Genomic DNA, 18,628 nt, shown 5'->3' with positions numbered 1-18,628 from the left:
GCCGGCGACGAGCTGACCGGACCGGAGATGGCGCAGCGCTTCGGCGCCGCGGCCGGGCTGCCGGCCCGGTTCGAGCAGCTGGACCTGGCCGAGGTGGCGGCGAACCCGTGGATCCCGTACAGCCACGAGATCGCGGTGATGTTCGAGTGGTTCCAGACCGACGGTTACGCCGCCGACATCGCGGCGTTGCGGGCCCGGCACCCGGGCCTGCGCACGTTCGCCGACTGGCTGCGCGCGGTGGACTGGCGACCGCCGGTGCCGTCGGCGGCCTGATCCGAGGGGCGGGCGGGCCATCCACGTATCTTGTATCGTACGCCATACGGGATCGACGAACGGAGGGGCGGATGCGGCCGGACGAGCGGGGCCGAGGCACGGCCGACCCGGCGCGCAGCCTCGCGTTGCTGTGGAGCCGGCGTGGTCCGGACGCCCGCAGCAGGTCCAACCTCGGGCTGGAGCGGATCGTCCGGGTGGCGATCGAGACGTGCGACGCCGAGGGCCTCGGTGAGCTGTCCATGCGTCGGCTCGCCCAAGCGCTCGGCGTGGGCGTGATGTCGCTCTACACCTACGTGCCCGGCAAGGCCGAGTTGATCGACCTGATGGTCGACACGGTCTACGGCGAGGTGGTCGGGCCGGCGGCGCCGCCGGACGGGTGGCGGGCGGGGTTGGAGCGGGTGGCGCGGGCCAACTGGTCCCTGCGGCGCCGGCACCCCTGGTTGTTGCGCATCCCGGTGGGCCGGCCCCCGCTCGGTCCACACGCGATGGCCAAGTACGAGTACGAGCTTCGGGCGGTCGAGGGGATCGGGCTCACCGAGGTGGAGATGGACTCGGTGGTGCACCTGGTCACCGACTACGCCGAGGGGGTGGCCCGGCGGGCCGTCGAGGCGTCGGTGCTGGAGCGGGAGAGCGGCATGACCGACGAGCAGTGGTGGCGGGTCTGCGGTCCGCTGCTCGGCGCGTTCGTGGACGGCTCGGTCTTCCCGACCGCGACCCGGGTCGGGTCCGCGGCCGGCGCCGCGCACGGCGGCTCCTACTCGCCGGAGCACGCGTTCGAGTTCGGGCTCGGGCGCCTGCTCGACGGCATCGAGGTCTTCATCGCGGCCCGGACCGCGCCGGCCGGTCGGATCCCCCGCTGACCGGCCGCCCGTCCGGGCGCGTCGCGCCCGGGTCGTCACCAGGACGGCCCGGGCGCGACGGCTGTCCGGACCACGGCCGACACGCGGCCGCCGGCTCCACCGTATTGCTTACCGTATGATGTACGCTAAGGCCGACGACAGGGCCGGCACTGCTGAGGAGGATGCGACGTGACAGCGGGCAATCACGCGATCATCGCGGAGGGGCTGCGCAAGCGGTACGGGGACAAGTACGCCCTGGACGGGTTCGACCTGCGGGTCCCGCAGGGCACGGTGTGTGGACTGCTCGGCCCGAACGGCGCCGGCAAGACCACCTCGGTGCGGATCCTCTCCACGCTGCTCCGCTTCGACGAGGGGCGGGCCGAGGTCGCCGGCTTCGACATCGCCCGCCAGGCCGACCAGGTGCGCTACCGCATCGGTCTGGTCGGGCAGAACGCCGCGGTGGACGAGGTGCTCAGTGGCTACGAGAACCTGGTCATCTTCGGCCGCCTCTTCCACCTCGGCGCGAAGCGGGCCCAGCAACGCGCCACCGAGCTGCTGGAGCGGTTCGGCCTCGCCGACACCGCCGGCAAGCCGGTCAAGGCATACTCCGGCGGCATGCGGCGCCGGCTCGACCTCGCCGCCGGCATGATCCTCACCCCGTCGGTGCTCTTCCTCGACGAGCCGACCACCGGCCTCGACCCGCGCAGCCGCAACGAGGTCTGGGAGTCGGTCCGGGAGCTGGTCCGCTCCGGCACCACCGTGCTGCTCACCACGCAATACCTGGACGAGGCCGACCAGCTCGCCGACCAGATCTCGGTGATCGACACCGGGCGGGTCATCGCCGAGGGCACCCCCGACGAGTTGAAGGCGCGGCTCGGTGGCGACCGGATCGACCTCGTGGTGCACGACGCCGGCGACCTGGCCGCGGCCGCCGCGCAGCTCCGGCTGGTCGCCAGCGCCGAGCCGGAGGTCGACCCCGACCGCCGTTTCGTCAGCGCCCAGGTCGGCAACCGGGCCAGCGCACTCACCGAGGTGCTGCGGGCGCTCGACGCCGGCGGCGTCGCCGTGGAGGACGTGGCGCTGCGCCGACCCACGCTCGACGAGGTGTTCCTGCACCTGACCGGCCGCCGTCCGCAGACCGCCGAGGAGACGGCGGCCGAGGAGAAGGCCAAGAAGTCCAAGAAGGGCAAGGGGCGCAAGGGGCGCGGCGACGAGCCGAAGCCGGGCGCGCCGCGCTCGGAGAACGTCGAGGAGGTGCCCGCGTGACCAGCGCGACCATGCCCACCGCGGTCAGCCCGGACGTCGTGCCCGGGCGGCCGTCCCTGCTCGCCGACAGCATCACCCTGACCCGGCGCAGCCTGGCGCACTGGCGCCGCAACCCGGGGCCGCTGATCGCGTCGCTGGGCTTCAACATCGTCATGGTGCTGATGTTCGCCTACCTGTTCGGCGGCGCCCTCCAGGTGCCCGGCGGCGGCAGCTACCGCGAGTTCCTGATGCCGGGCATGTTCGCCATGACCATGGTGTTCGGCATCAGCCTCACCACCCTGGCCGTCTCCGCCGACATGGACCGCGGCGTCACCGACCGGCTCCGGTCGATGCCGGTGTCACCGCTGGCCCCGCTGATCGGTCGCGCCGTGGCCGACATGCTCTTCGCGGTGGTCACCCTGGCGGTGATGGTGCTCGCCGGCCTCGCCGTCGGGTGGCGGGCGCACGGTGGCGTCGGTGACACGCTCGCCGCGTTCGGGCTGATCCTGCTGCTGCGCTTCGCGCTGGTCTGGGTCGGCATCTTCCTCGGCCTGGTGATGAAGGGGCAGGAGGCGGTCGCCGGCGTGCAGACGCTGGAGTTCCCGCTCGGCTTCCTGTCCAACGCGTTCGTGGCGCCGTCCACCATGCCCGCGTGGCTCGGGGCGGTGGCGGAGTGGAACCCGCTGTCGGCCACCGTCGGCGCCATCCGGGAGCTGTTCGACAACCCCGGCTGGGGCGGCGACTCCTGGGTGGTCTCCCACTACCCGGTGATGGCCGTGGTGTGGCCGCTGGTCCTGGTCGCGATCTTCCTACCGCTGTCGGTCAGCCGGTACCGCTCCTTGAGCAACTGACGAGTAGTCCGCCAGCGGCACGCCGCACCATGAGCGCAGCTGCCCCCGACCGACGGGAGTCGGCGGGGGCAGCTCGTCGTATCCGCCACGGGGGAGTCCCGAGGAGGAAGACCTTGCGCCCCAGAGCCCTACCCGCCGTCACCGCCGCCGTGGTGGCGGCGACGGCCCTGAACCCGCTCGCCGCGCCCGCCCGGGCGGCCGCCCCGACCGCCGCCGCGCCGGTGACGGCGACCGCGCCGGTGCCGGCCGACCGGCCGGCCGGACTGCTGCCGTTCCGGTGCCGCTCGCTCACCTTCCCGGTCGCCCTGACCGCGGGCGGCCCGGTCGACCAGCGGATCAGCGCCACGCTCTGCCTGCCGCCGCGCGGCCGGGCCCGGACGCTCCAGCTGCTCATTCCCGGCGGCACGTACGGCCAGGCCTACTGGTTCCTGCGCGGCGACCCGCGCCGACCGTCCTACGTCGAGACGATGACCACCGCCGGGTACGCCGTCCTCGTGGTCGACCGGCTCGGCGCCGGCGCCAGCTCGGCGCCGCCGTTCGACAGGTACGCCCCGGACACCCAGGGCGCGGTCATGACGCAACTGGTCCGTGCCGTCCGGCGCGGTGACGTGACCGGGCGCCGGTTCGACAAGCTGGTGCTCGTCGGCCACTCGTTCGGCGCCACGCTCGCGCGCACCATGGCCATCCGGCACCCCGAGTGGGTCGACGGGCTGGTCCTCACCGCCGAGGCCAGCGCCCGGGTGGAGATCCCCTGGGACGAGGTGATCCACTCGGCCGTGGAGGACCCGATCCTGGCCCGTCGCGGCCTCGACCCGGCCTACTACACCACCCGGCCGGGCGCCCGGGGCACCTGGTTCTACGAGCGGGCCGGCACGGACCCGCGGGTGGTGCACCTGGACGAGCTGACCAAGCAGGCCGACGTCTACACCGAGGAGTACCCGCCGCCGGAGCAGAACGCGGCGATCCGGGTGCCCGTGCTCATCGTGGTCGGCCAGCGCGACAAGCTGGTCTGCGGCGCGGAGGGCAGCGACTGCGCCAGCTCGGCGTCGCTGTACCGCCAGGAACGGCGGTGGTACCCGAACGCGCGGCTGCGGGTCGAGGTGGTCGGCCGGACCGGCCACGCGCTCAACCTGCACCGCACCGCGCCGGGCTGGACCGCCCGCGCCCGCGCCTGGCTCGACCGCAGCGTGGGCGCCGGGCGCCGCTGACCCGCGCAACGCGACGGGGGCCGGTGGGAATCCTCCCACCGGCCCCGCGTCGTTCCCGGCGTACCGGTCACCGGCGGTCGGCCGGGCGACGCCGGATGAACAACGCGACCACCAGCGTGGCGGCGGCGAACACCGCGCCGGCCACGAAGGCCGCCGACATGCCGTGCAGGAACGCGTACCCACCGACCGCCTCCGGCGGCAGGCCGGCCGGCGGGGCGGACGCCGCCCGGGTGCTCGCCGCCGTCAGCACGGTGACCAGGACCGCCAGCGCGAGCGACGCCCCCAGCGTGGTCGTCGCGGTGATCACGCTGGACGCCGAGCCGGTCTCGTCGTCGCCCACCCCGGAGGTGCCCAGCACGGTCGCCGGGATGGTGCCCAGGGCGATGCCCGCGCCCAGCAGCAGCAGCGCCGGCAGCACGTCGGTCAGGTAGCGGGTCTCCAGGTCGAGGCGGGACAGCAGCAGGTTCGAGCCGATCAGCATCACCGCGCCGAGCACCACGAGCGGGCGGGCGCCGATCCTCGGTTGCAGCTTGACCACCGCGCCGGAGAGCGCCAGCAGCGTCACCGTCACCGGCAGGAACGCCAGCGCCGCGCGCATCGGCGAGTAGCCGAGGCCCTGCTGGAGGAACTGGGTGAGGAAGAACAGCTGACCGATCTGGCTGCCTTGCACCAGCAGCACCGCCAGGTAGGCGCACACCCGGTCGCGGTCGGCGAACAACCGCGGCACCACGATCGGCTGCCGCGCGCGCCGTTCGACGAACACGAAGACGGCGATGAGGGCGAGCCCGGCCGCGATCAGGAGCTGCACCGTCGCGTCCCGCCAGCCCTCGCTGCCCACCGCGGACAGCGCCCAGACCAGCGCCGCGACGCCGAGCGCCGAGCTGAGCGCGCCGGCCACGTCGAAACGGCCCGGGTGCGGCGGCGTCTCCCGGACCACGAACGGCGCGGCCAGCAGCACCAGCAGGCCGATCGGCACGTTGAGCACGAGCACCCACCGCCAGGAGCTGGCCGAGGTGACGGTGCCGGCGAGCAGCAGCCCCAGCGCCGCGCCGAGCCCGCCCACCGCCGTGTAGACGGCGATGGCGCGGCGGCGCAGCGGCCCCTCGGCGAACATGCTCACGATCAGCGCCAGCACGCAGGGCGCGGTGAGTGCCGCGCCCACCCCCTGCAGCGCCCGCGCGGTGATCAGCATCCACGCCTCGGTGGCCAGCCCACGGGCCAGGCAGGCCAGCGAGAACAACGCCACGCCGGCCAGGAACACCTTGCGTCGACCGAGGATGTCCCCGGCTCGGCCGCCGAGCAGCAGCAGGCCGCCGTAGGTGAGCAGATAGGCGTTGATCACCCAGGAGAGCGCCACCGGGCCGAGGGACAGGTCGGCGCTCATCCCGGGCAGCGCGATGTTCACGATCATCTCGTCGACCAGGATCATCGACTGGCCGGCCACGACGACCGCCAGCGCGAGGCCGTACCGGTGGGGGGCACGAACCGCCGACGGCGCGGCGGTCAGGGACGCGGACATCTCGGTGCTCCTGACTCGTGGTGTGCCGGTAGCGCGGGCATCAGCCGGCCCGCCGGTGCGCGGCGGTGCGGGAGACGGAGCCGGCGGGCCGGCCGGTGACCGGCGTGACCGGCCGGGCGGGCGTGTCGGTCCGGGCGTCCGGGGCCGGGGCGCCGGCGTCGGGGTCGGTCGGCGTGGGGGCGAGCCGGGCCACCAGCACGCCGGCCGCCGCGACGACCATGCCGACCACCTGGAGCGCGGTGAGCGGGGCGTCCTCCAACCAGACGCTGCCCAGCAGCAGCACCACCGGCACCAGGTAGAGCACGGTGGACGACAGGACCGGGCCGTCGTCGCGGACCATCCGGACGAAGAACGTGAAGACCACTGCGGTGTTGAGGATGCCGAGCACCGCCAACGCGATCAGCACCTCGGACGACCAGGTGGGCGCCGGTCCCCAGTCCTGCCAGGTCAGCGTCAGCGCCGCCCAGGCCACGCCGAACAACGCCTGGCTGGCCGAGAGCACCAGCGGGCGCATGTTCTCCTCACGCATGACGCGCACCATGTAGAACAGCGCGTAGCCGTACGCCACGGCGGCCACGAAGTTGATCAGCGAGCTCCAGGTGAACCAGCGGGAGACCTGCTCCCACGGGGGGAACATCAGCAACACGCCGACGAACCCGATCAGCACGCCGGCCACCGTCCGCCCACCGCCGGCCCGCTCGCGCAGCACCGGCGCGAGCAGCAGCGCCCAGAGCGGCACGCTGGCGTTGAACACCGACACCACCCCGACGTCCTCGCCGGTGGCGTCCGGCACGAGCTGCACCAGCAGCACCGGCAACGCGTTGACCAGGAAGGCGATCAGCAGCAGGCGGAGCCAGACGCCGGGACGCCGGGGCAGCGCGGCCCCGGTCAGGACGACGATCGCCAGCATGGCCACCGCGCCGATCGCGACCCGGACGAGACTGAACTGGGTGGGGTTCATCCCGCCCAGCGCCATCTTGATCCAGAAGTACGTCGAGCCCCACATCAGGGCCACCGCGCCGAAGCGCATCAATCCACCACGACTCATCGTCGATCCCTTTCCCGAAGCGTCGGCTGGTCGGCCGGCCGGACTGGGTCACAGGCTTCTGGCCCCGGATCGAGCGCCGCCGGAGAACCGCTGGACGCGAACGGCGGGCCGGTCCCGTCCGTGCCGCCAGCGGTTCTCCAGCGGGACCGGGAAGCATCGCGGTCACCGACACCGCCGAGCAGACGCGGAGAGAGGGCGGCACCGATGACCGTGCAGACCGAGAACGTTCCGGACCGGACGGCCTTCGCCCGGGTGTACGCCGAGGTCCAGCAGTTCTACGCATGGCACATGCACCTGCTGGACAGCGGCGCGGCCCGGGAGTGGGCCGACACGTTCACCCCCGACGGCGTGTTCGCGCCACCGTCGGCCCCCCGGCCGATCGTGGGGCGGGACGCGCTGGCGGCCGGCGCGGAGCAGGCCCACGCCGAGCTGCGCCGCAAGGGCGAGCAGCACCGGCACCTGCTGCTGTCGGTGAACGTCCGGCCGCAGGACGACGGGTCGTTGACGGTCCGCAGCTACGCGCAGATCGTCGCCACGCCCCGCGACGGGGAGCCGCGCCTGCACCTCATGTGCGTCACGCACGACGTGCTGGTGCGGGGCGCCGACGGGCAGCTCCTGGTCCGGCACCGCCGGGTCACCCGGGACGACCGGGCCTGACCCACCTGCTCCGTGACCCGGCGGTGCGTAGGGAAGCCGCGCCGCCGGGTCACGGTCGTGCTCAGACCGTCGGCAGCAGGCCGGCCCGCCGCGCCTCGCGCAGCGTCGGCGCGGCGAGGTCGCGCTCCGAGACGATCGGCGCCGACCCGGCCGGCCACGGCAGGCCCAGGTCGGCGTCGAACGGGTGCACGGTCAGCTCGCGGTCCGGCACGTACTCGACGTCGCACAGGTAGAGCATCACCGCGCCCTCGGTGAGCGACGCGAAGGAGTGGCCGAAGCCGCGCGGCACGTACACCGCGTGCGGCGCGTCCTGGTCCAGCCGGGTGGCCGTCCAGCGGCCGAACGTCGGCGAGTCGACCCGCAGGTCGACCACGCAGTCGAGCACCGCGCCGTGCACACAGGACACCACCTTGGTCTGGCCGGGACCGTCCGGGAAGTAGTGCACGCCCCGGATCACCCCCCGGTGCGACACCGAGAGGCTGGCCTGCGACACCCGGAGGTCGACACCGGCCGCCGCGGCGAGGGCGCTGGCCCGGAACACCTCGACGAAGTGGCCGCGGACATCGGGCCGGGGGGTCAGCGGCGCGCTCCAGACCTCCGGCAGTCGCGTGCCGGCGGTGGTGGGGGGACGGGTCATGACGGCTCCGATCGGTCGGCGGGAGGGGGCCCCCACGGTCGCCGTCCCTCCTCGAGGAACCGTCCAGACCGGACCGCCGGCGGATGGCGTCCAGCCGGGCTGGGGCGGTTCTCGAGCGACCACCGGCAGGGTGGGGCACCGACCGCCCGCGACGGCGGGGACCGGACACGAGGAGGGTGCGGGGTGCGGCAGGCACGACAGCGACGCGAACCCGAGGCGGACCAGCGGCTCCTGCGCCGGCTCCAGCTCACCGAAGGGCTGCTCTGGCTGCACGCCAGCCGGGGCGACCCGTACGCCCGGTTGCTCTGCGGGCTGCCCGGCGGCGAGCCGGAGCGGCTGCGGGAACGGGGGCCGCTGTGGCGGTCCGCCACCGGCGACTGGCTGGTGACCGACCACGCCGGAGCGGCCCGCGCCTCGGCCGGCCCGGACGTGGTGCCCACCACGCCGCTGGACCTGCCCGCCGACCCGCCCGGCGCGCCGACCCCGCCCGACCCCGCCCTCGGGCCGCTGCCCGACCGCTGCGAGCTCGCCGCCGTCGTCCGACGCGACGTCGTCCGGGTGCTGGCCGGCGGCGACGCCGGCACCGCGGCGCTGCTCGCGGACGCGGAGCCGGCGGTGGACGCGGCACTGCGCGCGCCGGCCCCGGAGCCGGCCCGCTGGCTGGCGGCGGCCGGCGCGGTGCTGCCGGAGCGCACCGACCGGCCGCTGCTCGCGGCCACCGGGGTACGGGTGACCACCACACTGGTGCTCAACGCCGTCGCGGCGGTGCTCGGCGCCGGCGGCTGGTCCCGGCTGGCCGCCGAGCCCGGCTTCGCGGCCCGGGTGGTGACCGAGACGTGGCGGCACGCGCCCCCGCTGCGGCTCTGGCCGGGCCGGGTCGACGCCGCCCCGCGCTGGGGTCGCGGTCTGCTCGCCCCCGGCGACCGGGTGGTGGTGCTGCTCGCCACCGCCAACCGGGACGGCACGGTGTTCGCCGACCCCTACCGCTTCGACCCGGACCGCCCGGCCGGCCCGGTGCTCACCCCGGGCGGCCCGTGGGCCGGCCCGGTCGGCTTCGCCCGGTGGTACGCCGAGGCGCTGCTGCCCCGGCTCGCCGCCGCCGCGCCCCGGCTGCGTCCCGACGGGCCGCCGGCCCGGCCCGGCCGCGCGCCGGTGACCGGCACGGCGGTGCGGTTCCCGGTGCGGGTGGACTGAGATCGAGGAGAGGAGAACCCGGATGCGGGTCCTGTTCGTCTGCATGCCGCACCCCACCCACTGGTTTCCGCTGGTGCCGCTGGCCTGGGCGCTGCGCACCGCCGGGCACGAGGTCCGGGTGGCCGGCCAGCCCGACCTGACCGACGCCGTCACCGGCAGCGGGCTGACCGCCGTCGAAGTCGGCGACGCGCAGTGGTACGCCACCGACCCGTGGGCGCCGGAGCTGCTCGGCGAGCTGCTGGCCGCCGGCGGCTCCGAGCACGTGCAGCACTTCGACTTCGCCCGGTCCGACCCGGCCGGCTGGGACTGGGCCGGCCTGCTCGGCCTGGAGAAGGTGATGATCGGCGCGTTGTTCGCCTCGTTCAACACCGACCCGATGATCGACGAGCTGGTGGCGTACGCCCGGTCCTGGGGGCCCGACCTGGTGATCTGGGAGCCGTTCACGCTCGCCGGGGCCGTCGTCGCGACAGTGCTCGGGGTGCCGCACGCGCGGCTCGTCTACGGCCCGGACATCACGCTCCGGGCGCGGCAGGAGTTCCTGCGGCTGGCGGCCGACCGGGACCCGGCCGACCGGGAGGACCCGACCGCCGAATGGCTCTCCGCGGTGCTGGCCCGGTACGGCGCCCGTTACGACGAGACGGTGCGCACCGGGCACTGGACCATCGACACCACGCCGCCGGGCACCCGGCTGCCGCTGGACCGGCCGACGGTCGGGATGCGGCACGTGCCGTACAACGGGCCGGCCGTGGTGCCGGACTGGCTGCGCGTCCCGCCGGCCCGGCCCCGGGTCTGCCTCACGCTCGGCGTCTCCGACGAGATGGACCGGTCCGCCGCGTCCGTCGGTGAGCTGCTCGCCGGCATGGCGGACCTCGACGTGGAGATCGTCGCCACGCTCAACGCGGCGCAGCGGGACCAGGTGGGCCGGGTGCCGGCCAACACCCGGGTGGTGGACTTCGTCCCCCTGCACGACCTGCTGCCGACCTGCGCCGCCATCGTGCACCACGGCGGCGTCGGCACCCGCGCCGCCGCGGAGACGCACGGCGTCCCGCAGCTCATGATCGCGTACGGCTGGGACACGCTCACCAAGGCACGCCGCACCGAGGAACTGGGCGCCGGCCTGTGCCTGCCGGCGGCGGAGGCCACCGTGGACGCGGTCCGGGTCGCCGTGCTGCGGCTGCTCACCGACCCGGCGCTGCGGGCCGGGGCACGGGCGCTGCGCGACGAGGCGGCGGCCCAGCCCGCCCCGGCCGAGGTGGTGCCGGTGCTGGAGAAGATGGTCCTGGAGCACCGGGTCACGACCGGTGGGGAGCGGCCCTGATGGCCGCCGCGCGGCGCCGCCTGCGGCTGGTCACCCGTCCCCGGCCGGGTGGGGGCGGCCCGGACCGGGCCGCCGCGGCCGACCGGATCGCCCGTTCCGCCGCCCACCCCGGGGACGGGGTGGCCGCCGTCCTCGGCTGGCTCGCCGACCTCGCCGAGCGGAGCTGGACCACCGCCGAGCGGGTGCCGCTGGAGGACCTGGTCGGCTGGTCGGCCGTCCCCGGCAGCGGGGACCTGGTGCACCGCACCGGCCGCTTCTACCGGATCCACGGCCTCGACGTGAGCGCGCCGGACGGTCCGGTGCCGCACTGGCGGCAGCCGGTCATCGACCAGCCCGAGGTGGGCGTGCTCGGCCTGCTGGCCCGGGAGTTCGACGGCGTGCTGCATTTCCTGGTGCAGGCGAAGGCGGAGCCGGGCAACGTCAACGGGCTCCAGCTCTCACCCACCGTCCAGGCGACCCGGAGCAACTACACCGGCGCGCACGGCGGCCGGGCGGTGCCCTACCTGGAGTACTTCCGTGACCGGGAACGGCACACGGTGATCGCCGACGTGCGCCAGTCCGAGCAGGGCGCCTGGTTCCACCGCAAGCGCAACCGCAACATGGTCGTCGAGGTCCGCGACGACGTGCCGGTCCGGCCGGGCTTCCGCTGGCTGACGCTCGGCCAGCTGCACCGGCTGCTCGCCGTCGACGACGTGGTCAACATGGACACCCGGACGGTGCTGGCCTGCCTGCCGCTGACCGGGGTGGCGCCCGACGAGCCGCCCGACCCGCTGCCCACCGACGACCGGTTCCGGGCGTCGCTGCGCCGCTCGGCCCGCGCCGCCTCGGCCGCGCTCTCGGCGGAGCTGCTGAGCTGGGTCACCGACCGGCGCAGCCTGGCCGAGATGCACGCCCGGCGGGTGCCGCTGGCCGAGACCCACGGCTGGCGGTGGCGCGACGGGCGAATCGCCCACGATCGTGGCCGCTTCTTCCAGGTGGTGGGCGTGGCGGTGAGCGCCCGGGGCCGGGAGGTCGACGGCTGGACCCAGCCGATGATCGAGGCGGTCGGCACCGGCGTCGTCGCGTTCCTGGTCCGCCGCGTCGGCGGGGTGCTGCACGTGCTCGTGCACGCCCGCGCCGAGCCCGGCTCCGTCGACGTGGTGGAGCTGGCCCCGACCGTGCAGTGCCAGCCGGACAACTACCTCGACCTGCCGGCCGCGGCCCGGCCGCCGTACCTCGACGAGGTGCTGGGGGCGCCGCCGGACCGGGTGCGGTTCGCGGCCACCCTCTCCGAGGAGGGTGGACGGTTCTTCCACACCCGCAACCGCTACCTGGTGGTGGAGGTCGGACCGCGCGGCGTGCCGACGCACCCCGACTACCGCTGGGTGACGCTGCGCCAGCTCGACGCGTTGCTGCGGCACAGCCACTACCTCAACGTCCAGGCCCGCAGCCTGGTCGCCTGCCTGCACAGCCTCCGGCACCCGAACAGAGGAGAGTCATGACCGCTGCCCCCGCCGACACCGTGCCGGCGACCGTCCCGGCCGACCGCGCCGCGCCCGGCGGCACCGAACCGGCCGGCCCGGAGGCCGCGCTGATCCGGGACATGGTGCGGATCCGCTGCGTCGAGGAGGAGCTCTGCGACCGGTACCGCGACGACCAGGAGATGCGGACCCCCACCCACTTCTCCATCGGCCAGGAGGCGACCGCGGTGGGCGTGGCGGCCGCGACCGGGCCGGACGACCTGGTCTACACCGGGCACCGGTCGCACGCCCCGTACCTCGCCATGGGCGGTGACCTGCGCGCCATGGTGGCGGAGCTGTACGGCCGGGAGTCCGGCTGCGCCCGCGGTCGCGGCGGGTCGATCCACCTGGTCGACCGGGCCGCCGGGTTCGCCGGCTCGGCGGCCATCCTCGGCGAGATGATCCCGGTCGCGGTGGGCGCCGGCTGGTCCGCGGCGCTGCGCGGGCGGACCCAGGTCGCGCTGACCTTCTTCGGCGACGGCGCCACCGAGGAGGGGGTGTTCCACGAGGCGGTCAACTTCGCCCAGGTGCACCGCGTTCCGGTGGTGTTCCTCTGCGAGAACAACCTCTACTCGATCTCGTCGCCGCTGGGCCAGCGGCAGCCGGCCGGCTCGACCATCACCGACCGCGTCGCCGCGTACGGGCTGTGGGCCCGGTCGGTCGACGGCAACGACGTGTACGCGGTGCGGGCCGCCGCCCGCGCCGCCGTGCAGCGGTGCCGGACCGGCGCCGGCCCGGCCTTCCTGGAGCTGCACACCTACCGGTGGCGCGAGCACGTGGGCCCGGGTTGGGACCACGACCACGGTTACCGGTCCCGGGAGGAGATCGACGCGTGGATGGCCCGGTGCCCGATCCGCCGGGCGGTCGACGTCCTCCGGCCGGTGCAGCCGGACCTGGACGACTGGGTGCGGGAGTGGGAGCGGCGGTACCGCGCCGAGGTGCGCGACGCGGTCCGGGCGGCGCGGGCCGCCGCCTGGCCGTCGGTGTCCACGCTGGTCGACGGCGCGTACGGCGCCGGTCGCTGAGCCGGGAAAGGGGAGCGTGATGCGGGAACTGACGTACTGGCAGGCGATCAGCGAGGCCACCGTGCAGTGCATGGCGGAGGACCCGTCCGTGCTGGTGCTGGGGGAGGGGGTGGACGACCACAAGGGCACGTTCGGCACCACGAAGACAGCCTTCGAACGGTACGGCGCGGCCCGGGTGGTCGACGTGCCGAACTCGGAGAACGCCTGTGCCGGCATCGCGATCGGCGCGGCGGCCAACGGGCTGCGGCCGCTGGTGGTGCACACCCGGGCCGACTTCATGTTCCTGGCCATGGACGCGCTGGTGAACCTGGCCGCGAAGTGGCGGTACATGTACGGCGACCAGGGCGGCGTGCCGGTGGTGACGCGGGGCGTGGTGGGCCGGGGCTGGGGGCAGGGCGCCACCCACTCGCAGAGTCCGCACGCCACGTTCGGCCACTACGCCGGCCTGTACGTGGCCACGCCCGCGTCGCCGGCGGACGCCAAGGGCCTGCTGGTGCAGGCGCTGCGCGGGGACACCCCGGTGGTGCTGATCGAGAACCGCAACCTGTACCCGCTCACCGGTCCGGTGCCGGAGGAGGCGGTGCCGGTGCCGTTCGGGGTGGGCCGGATCGCCCGGGCCGGCGACGACGTGACGGTGGTCGCCGCCTCGCTGATGGTGGCCGAGGCGGAGCGCGCCGCCGACCAGTTGGCGACCCGCGGGATCGGGGTCGAGGTGGTGGACGTGCGCAGCATCCGCCCGCTGGACGACCGGATCATCTGCGAGTCGGTGGCGCGGACCGGCCGGCTGGTGGTGGCGGACACCAGTTGGGCCCGGTACGGCTTCGCCGCGGAGGTGGCCGCCGTGGTGGCGGAGACGGTGCCGGAGGCGTTGCGCGCGCCGGTGCGCCGGGTGACGTTGCCGGACTGCCCGGCGCCGGTGTCGTGGCCGCTGGAGGAGGCGTTCCATCCGGGGGCGGACCAGATCGTGGAGGCGTGCCTGGCCCTGGTCGGTGACCGGCGTGGCGAGCTGCCGCGGCTGACCAGCGCGGCGGCTGGTTTCCACGGGCCGTACTGACCGGGTGCGACCGCGTCCGCCCCGACCGGACGGCTCGGTCGTGTAGTCTACGGTACGTTGTACGCCAGACGGGCGGACCACCGGCGGGCGGTTGCCGCCCGCGTCGACAATCGGGAGGTACGAGGGTGCTACTCGGGCGGTTCGCGGTCGTCTTCGAGCCGGGCGATCCGCCCCGGGCCGGCACGGTGAGCTTCTACGACCCCACCGGCGACGCGGTGCCCGACGAGCTCGACGAGCTGGGCGAGGTCCGCGAGCTGGAGCTGGCCCTGCCCCTCGACGGCCCGGTCGCGGCCTGGCAGGTGCAGGTCTGCGCCGTGCCGGTCGCCGACGCGGTCCGCCGTCTCGTCGCGCTGCGCGACGAGACGGACGTGACGCCCGCCGCCGCGTTCTGGTCGGCGGTGGCGGTCACCGGCCTGCACCTGGTCGCGCGCGGCCGGCTCCTGCCCGGCGTCACCCCGGACGGGCACGACGCCTGGCGGGTCGGCCCGTTCGACGTCGCCGACGTGGAGCGCATCCGCGCGCTCGCCGCGGCGATGCCGGCCGAGGCCCGCGCCGTGCCGGTCGACCCGTTCGCCGAGACGCTCGTGCTGCCCGACGCCGAGGACCTGGTCCGGGCGTTCCTGGACGCGGTGGCCGACACGCTGCCGCGGATCCCGGCGGCGCCGTGGCTGACCGGCGACGACCGGTTCGCCGGCCTGGACCCGGAGCCGGTGGAGGAGCTGCGCGAGTGGGCGCGGGAGGTCTCCGCCGGCGTGGACACCGGGCTGCGGGTGGCGTTGCGGCTGGAGGGCCGCGGCGACTTCGAGACCACCGGTCTCACCGCCGTGGTCCGCCTGCGCAGCCTCGCCGACCCGACCCTGGTCAGCGACGCGGCGGCGCTGTGGGAGGGCGACGAGCACGGGCTCGGCGAGCAGGCCACGTTCGAGGCCATGCTCGCGGTGCGCCGGGCCGCCACGGTGTGGCAGCCGCTGGCCCGGCTGCTCGACGAGGCCGCCCCGGTCGAGCTGGAGCTGCTCGACGAGGACCTGGTCGACCTGCTCGGCGGCGCCGAGCGGCGGCTCGCCACGGCCGGCATCGACGTCGAGTGGCCGCCGCAGCTGTCCCGCGAGCTCAACGCCCGCGTCCTGATCTCCGCGCCGCCGGAACAGCCGGCCGATCCGGCCGGCTTCTTCCGTTCGGCCGTGCCGATGCCGCAGAGTTGGCAGCTCACGCTCGCCGGCGAGGCGCTCACCGACGCGGAGATGGACCTGGTCGCCAAGTCCCGGCCGATCGTCCGGCTGCGCGAGCAGTGGGTGGCGGTCGAGCCGGAGCTGGCGCGCAAGGCCCGGGATCGGCAGCTCCGGCCGCTCAAGGCGTACGACGCGCTGGCCGCCACGCTGATCGCCAGCACCGAGGTGGACGACGAGCGCGTCGAGGTGGTGGCCGACGGCTGGCTCGGCGCGCTGCGCGAGCGGATCACCGAGCCGGACGGCGGCCCGGAGCGGCTGGCCCCGCCGACCGGGCTGGACGGCACGCTCCGCGAGTACCAGCTACGCGGGCTGCGTTGGCTGGAACGGATGACCTCGCTCGGCTTCGGCGGCTGCCTCGCCGACGACATGGGTCTGGGCAAGACGATCACGGTCATCTCGCTGCACCTGCGCCGCCGGGCCGACCCGGCCCTCGCCGGGCCGACGCTGGTGGTCTGCCCCGCCTCGGTGCTGGGCAACTGGGAACGCGAGATCCGGCGGTTCGCCCCCGGCGTACCGGTCCGCCGGTTCCACGGCGCCGCCCGCTCGCTCGACGACCTCACCGACGGCTTCGTCCTGACCAGTTACGGCACCATGCGGCTGGACGCCGCGGTGCTCGGCGGGCAGCGGTGGGGGATGGTGGTCGCGGACGAGGCGCAGTACGTGAAGAACCGGCTCAGCGGCACCGCGAAGGCGTTGCGGGAGATCCCCGCCGACGCCCGCCTCGCGCTCACCGGCACGCCGGTGGAGAACAACCTCTCCGAGCTGTGGACCATCCTCGACTGGACCACGCCCGGCCTGCTGGACTCCGTCGGCACGTTCCGGGCCCGGTGGGCCCGGCCGATCGAGGTGGAGCGGGACGCGTCCGGCGTGGACCGGCTGTCCCGCCTGGTCCGTCCGTTCCTGCTGCGGCGTCGCAAGTCCGACCCGGGCATCGCGCCGGAGCTGCCGCCGAAGACGGTCACCGATCACCTGGTGTCGCTCACCGGCGAGCAGGCGACGCTCTACCGCCGGGTCGTCGACGAGGTGATGGGCGAGATCCGCACCAGCCCGACCAGCATCGCCCGCCGGGGTCTGGTGCTGAAGCTCCTGGTCGGCCTGAAGCAGGTGTGCAACCATCCGGCGCACTACCTCAAGGAGCCGCACGGCAAGCTCACCGGCCGCTCGGAGAAGTTGCAGCTCCTCGACGACCTGCTGGAGACCATCCTCGCCGAGGACGGCGGCGCCCTGGTCTTCACCCAGTACGTGCAGATGGCCCGGCTGCTGGAGCGGCACCTGGCCGAGCGGGGCGTGCCCGCGCAACTGCTGCACGGCGGCACGCCGGTGCCGCAGCGCGAGGAGATGGTCCGCCGGTTCCAGGCCGGCGCGGTGCCGGTGTTCCTGCTCTCCCTCAAGGCGGCCGGCACCGGTCTCAACCTGACCCGCGCCGACCACGTCATCCACTACGACCGGTGGTGGAACCCGGCCGTGGAGGAGCAGGCCACCGACCGGGCGTACCGGATCGGGCAGACCAAGCCGGTGCAGGTGCACCGGCTGATCGCCCAGGGCACCCTGGAGGACCGGATCGCCGCGCTGCTGGAGTCCAAGCGGGAGCTGGCCGACGCGGTGCTCACCGGCGGCGAGACCGCCCTGACCGAACTCTCCGACGCCGAGCTGCTCCGGCTCGTGCGGCTGCGCGACGACGAGGGATGAGGGACGTGGACTTCGACTTCGAGTTCGACGACGAGCTGGACGACGAGGCGGCCGAGCCGGCCGAGGACGACGGGCGGGCCCGCAGCTTCCCGGCGTTCGGGCCGGGCCGGCGGATCGGCAAGAAGTTCGCCGACACCTGGTGGGGCAACGCCTGGATCGAGTCGATGGAGCACACCGCGCTCGACCCGGAGCAGCTCAAGAAGGGCCGCCGGTACGCGTTCGCCGGTCAGGTCGGCCCGATCACGGTGAGCCCGGGTCGGATCTCCGCGCCGGTGCACGACGGCGACCAGTACACCCCGCACGACACAGTGGTCCGGGTCGGGACGCTCTCCGACGCGGAGTGGGACCGCCTGCTGGACAAGGTGGCCGCCAAGGCCGGGCACATCGCCGCGCTGCTCGACCGGGACATGCCGCACGACCTGGTGAACACCGCCGACGACGCCGGGGTGCGGCTGCTGCCCGGCTACGGCGACCTGGAGCCGGCCTGCGACTGCCCGTCCTGGGACCATCCCTGCCGGCACGCCGCCGCGCTGTCCTACCAGGCGTCCTGGCTGCTGGACCGGGATCCGTTCGTGCTGCTGCTGATGCGGGGGCGGGCCGAGCCGGAGCTGATCGAGGAGCTGCGCGCCCGCAACACCGGTCGCGCGGCCGCCGCCGAGGAGGAGGACGTCGTCGGCGTCCGGGCCGACGAGGCGTACGCGGCTGCCCCGGCCGACCTGCCGGGGCCGCCGCCGCCGGTCCGCGACGAGCCGATGGCGCTCGCGCCGCTGCTCGCCGCGCACGACGCGCCCGGCCTGGACGCCGAGGCGCTCGGCGTGCTCGCCGCGGACACCGCGTCCCGGGCCCGGCACCTGCTCACCGCCACCGCGGCCGAGGTGCTCGCGCCCGAGCACGACGCCTGGCAGGACGCCGTACGGCTGGCGTCGCGGATGCCGCGCTCGCGCGCCGCGCGCCGCCTCGGCGAGGCCAGTGGCCGGGCCGACGACCTGCCCCGGGCGATCAGCGCCTGGGAGTACGCCGGCGCCGCCGGCCTGGACGCGCTGGACGCGGTGTTCAGCCCGCCGAAGGAGCTGGTGTCCCGGGCCACCGACGCGCTGCGTGAGGCCGGCGGGATCGGCGGCGCCGCGCCGGAGGTGCGGAACTGGCGCAACCGGTGGACCGTGGGCCGGAACGTGCAGGTGCGCTACGGCCGGGACGGCCACTGGTACCCGTTCCGCCGGCGTTCCGGCGAGTGGTGGCCGGCGGGTCCGCCCGGTCCGGACCCGGCCGACGCGCTGCTGGACCTGTCGAAGGACTGATCCGCAGACCGGCGGCCGGCCGGAGGGTCCCGCTCCGGCCGGCCG

General features: G+C 75.1%; 15 protein-coding genes and 1 pseudogene. 13 read left to right on the top strand and 3 right to left on the bottom strand.

The genetic code is table 11. From position 1 onward, the window contains the following. From ACH495_RS31415 to ACH495_RS31395, 5 genes and pseudogenes are all read left to right on the top strand, one after another. A pseudogene (locus ACH495_RS31415) lies at positions 1 to 273 on the top strand (NmrA/HSCARG family protein); the annotation flags it as partial. Between the two features lie 71 nt (positions 274 to 344). Then, positions 345 to 1,133 carry a TetR/AcrR family transcriptional regulator gene (locus tag ACH495_RS31410; protein ID WP_396861343.1) on the top strand — a complete coding sequence of 263 codons (789 nt, stop codon included), beginning with the start codon at positions 345 to 347 and terminating at the stop codon, positions 1,131 to 1,133. Between the two features lie 168 nt (positions 1,134 to 1,301). Beyond that, positions 1,302 to 2,378 (top strand): ATP-binding cassette domain-containing protein, encoded by a 1,077-nt coding sequence (locus ACH495_RS31405; RefSeq protein ID WP_396861342.1) that lies wholly within the window; start codon positions 1,302 to 1,304, stop codon positions 2,376 to 2,378. Beyond that, positions 2,375 to 3,208 carry an ABC transporter permease gene (locus ACH495_RS31400; RefSeq protein WP_396861341.1) on the top strand — a complete coding sequence of 278 codons (834 nt, stop codon included), beginning with the start codon at positions 2,375 to 2,377 and terminating at the stop codon, positions 3,206 to 3,208. Before ACH495_RS31405 ends, ACH495_RS31400 begins: the two co-directional genes overlap by 4 nt. A 113-nt stretch (positions 3,209 to 3,321) precedes the next feature. Then, on the top strand, positions 3,322 to 4,416 hold the full coding sequence (locus ACH495_RS31395; RefSeq protein ID WP_396861340.1) for an alpha/beta fold hydrolase: 1,095 nt from the start codon (positions 3,322 to 3,324) through the stop codon (positions 4,414 to 4,416). Between the two features lie 67 nt (positions 4,417 to 4,483). On the opposite strand, the gene ACH495_RS31390 is transcribed toward ACH495_RS31395, so the two are convergent. Both ACH495_RS31390 and ACH495_RS31385 read right to left on the bottom strand, forming a co-directional pair. Further along, positions 4,484 to 5,935, bottom strand: a complete 1,452-nt coding sequence (locus tag ACH495_RS31390; RefSeq protein ID WP_396861339.1) for an MFS transporter — start codon at positions 5,933 to 5,935, stop codon at positions 4,484 to 4,486. Between the two features lie 40 nt (positions 5,936 to 5,975). Then, positions 5,976 to 6,983, bottom strand: coding sequence for a DMT family transporter (locus ACH495_RS31385; RefSeq protein ID WP_396861338.1), 1,008 nt, complete (start codon positions 6,981 to 6,983; stop codon positions 5,976 to 5,978). Positions 6,984 to 7,187: 204 nt separating this feature from the next. Here ACH495_RS31385 and ACH495_RS31380 point away from each other — a divergent pair, with 204 nt between their 5' ends. Further along, positions 7,188 to 7,640 carry a nuclear transport factor 2 family protein gene (locus tag ACH495_RS31380; protein ID WP_396861337.1) on the top strand — a complete coding sequence of 151 codons (453 nt, stop codon included), beginning with the start codon at positions 7,188 to 7,190 and terminating at the stop codon, positions 7,638 to 7,640. 61 nt (positions 7,641 to 7,701) lie between these two features. Here the strand turns inward: ACH495_RS31380 and ACH495_RS31375 are convergent, their stop codons facing one another. Next, positions 7,702 to 8,277, bottom strand: coding sequence for a dTDP-4-dehydrorhamnose 3,5-epimerase family protein (locus ACH495_RS31375; protein WP_396861336.1), 576 nt, complete (start codon positions 8,275 to 8,277; stop codon positions 7,702 to 7,704). A gap of 183 nt (positions 8,278 to 8,460) precedes the next feature. On the opposite strand from ACH495_RS31375, the gene ACH495_RS31370 reads away from it, so the two are divergent. The 7 genes from ACH495_RS31370 (at position 8,461) to ACH495_RS31340 (ending at position 18,583) form a co-directional block, all read left to right on the top strand. Further along, the gene (locus ACH495_RS31370; protein ID WP_396861335.1) at positions 8,461 to 9,471 is read left to right on the top strand and encodes a hypothetical protein; all 1,011 of its coding nucleotides are present in this window, start codon (positions 8,461 to 8,463) and stop codon (positions 9,469 to 9,471) included. Between the two features lie 22 nt (positions 9,472 to 9,493). Beyond that, entirely contained in the window at positions 9,494 to 10,789 is a 1,296-nt protein-coding gene (locus ACH495_RS31365; protein WP_396861334.1) for an activator-dependent family glycosyltransferase, read from the top strand. Continuing rightward, on the top strand, positions 10,789 to 12,270 hold the full coding sequence (locus ACH495_RS31360) for an NDP-hexose 2,3-dehydratase family protein (protein WP_396861333.1): 1,482 nt from the start codon (positions 10,789 to 10,791) through the stop codon (positions 12,268 to 12,270). The genes ACH495_RS31365 and ACH495_RS31360 overlap by 1 nt, the downstream gene beginning before the upstream one ends. Further along, on the top strand, positions 12,267 to 13,313 hold the full coding sequence (locus ACH495_RS31355; RefSeq protein ID WP_396861332.1) for a thiamine pyrophosphate-dependent dehydrogenase E1 component subunit alpha: 1,047 nt from the start codon (positions 12,267 to 12,269) through the stop codon (positions 13,311 to 13,313). The genes ACH495_RS31360 and ACH495_RS31355 overlap by 4 nt, the downstream gene beginning before the upstream one ends. A 19-nt stretch (positions 13,314 to 13,332) precedes the next feature. Continuing rightward, complete coding sequence (locus ACH495_RS31350) at positions 13,333 to 14,367, top strand: alpha-ketoacid dehydrogenase subunit beta (RefSeq protein ID WP_396861331.1); 1,035 nt, start codon at positions 13,333 to 13,335, stop codon at positions 14,365 to 14,367. Positions 14,368 to 14,492: 125 nt separating this feature from the next. Further along, positions 14,493 to 17,285: a DEAD/DEAH box helicase gene (locus ACH495_RS31345; RefSeq protein WP_396861330.1), complete on the top strand. Its 2,793-nt coding sequence runs from the start codon at positions 14,493 to 14,495 to the stop codon at positions 17,283 to 17,285. Then, a complete protein-coding gene (locus ACH495_RS31340) occupies positions 17,282 to 18,583 on the top strand; it encodes an SWIM zinc finger family protein (RefSeq protein ID WP_396861329.1) in 1,302 nt (433 codons plus the stop codon). Before ACH495_RS31345 ends, ACH495_RS31340 begins: the two co-directional genes overlap by 4 nt. Positions 18,584 to 18,628: the final 45 nt, after the last annotated feature.

It is taken from the genome of Micromonospora sp. NPDC018662 (assembly GCF_044391475.1).
GTDB lineage: Bacteria > Actinomycetota > Actinomycetes > Mycobacteriales > Micromonosporaceae > Micromonospora.
This window is presented reverse-complemented; position numbering and strand designations above follow the sequence as displayed.

What these genes read in the sequence shown, in the direction of transcription:
- ACH495_RS31410 (WP_396861343.1), top strand. Translation starts at nt 345, where the DNA reads ATGCGGCCGGACGAGCGGGGCCGAGGCACGGCCGACCCGGCGCGCAGC.
- ACH495_RS31390 (WP_396861339.1), bottom strand. Translation starts at nt 5,935, where the DNA reads ATGTCCGCGTCCCTGACCGCCGCGCCGTCGGCGGTTCGTGCCCCCCAC.
- ACH495_RS31385 (WP_396861338.1), bottom strand. Translation starts at nt 6,983, where the DNA reads ATGAGTCGTGGTGGATTGATGCGCTTCGGCGCGGTGGCCCTGATGTGG.
- ACH495_RS31380 (WP_396861337.1), top strand. Translation starts at nt 7,188, where the DNA reads ATGACCGTGCAGACCGAGAACGTTCCGGACCGGACGGCCTTCGCCCGG.
- ACH495_RS31375 (WP_396861336.1), bottom strand. Translation starts at nt 8,277, where the DNA reads ATGACCCGTCCCCCCACCACCGCCGGCACGCGACTGCCGGAGGTCTGG.
- ACH495_RS31365 (WP_396861334.1), top strand. Translation starts at nt 9,494, where the DNA reads ATGCGGGTCCTGTTCGTCTGCATGCCGCACCCCACCCACTGGTTTCCG.
- ACH495_RS31360 (WP_396861333.1), top strand. Translation starts at nt 10,789, where the DNA reads ATGGCCGCCGCGCGGCGCCGCCTGCGGCTGGTCACCCGTCCCCGGCCG.
- ACH495_RS31355 (WP_396861332.1), top strand. Translation starts at nt 12,267, where the DNA reads ATGACCGCTGCCCCCGCCGACACCGTGCCGGCGACCGTCCCGGCCGAC.
- ACH495_RS31350 (WP_396861331.1), top strand. Translation starts at nt 13,333, where the DNA reads ATGCGGGAACTGACGTACTGGCAGGCGATCAGCGAGGCCACCGTGCAG.
- ACH495_RS31340 (WP_396861329.1), top strand. Translation starts at nt 17,282, where the DNA reads ATGAGGGACGTGGACTTCGACTTCGAGTTCGACGACGAGCTGGACGAC.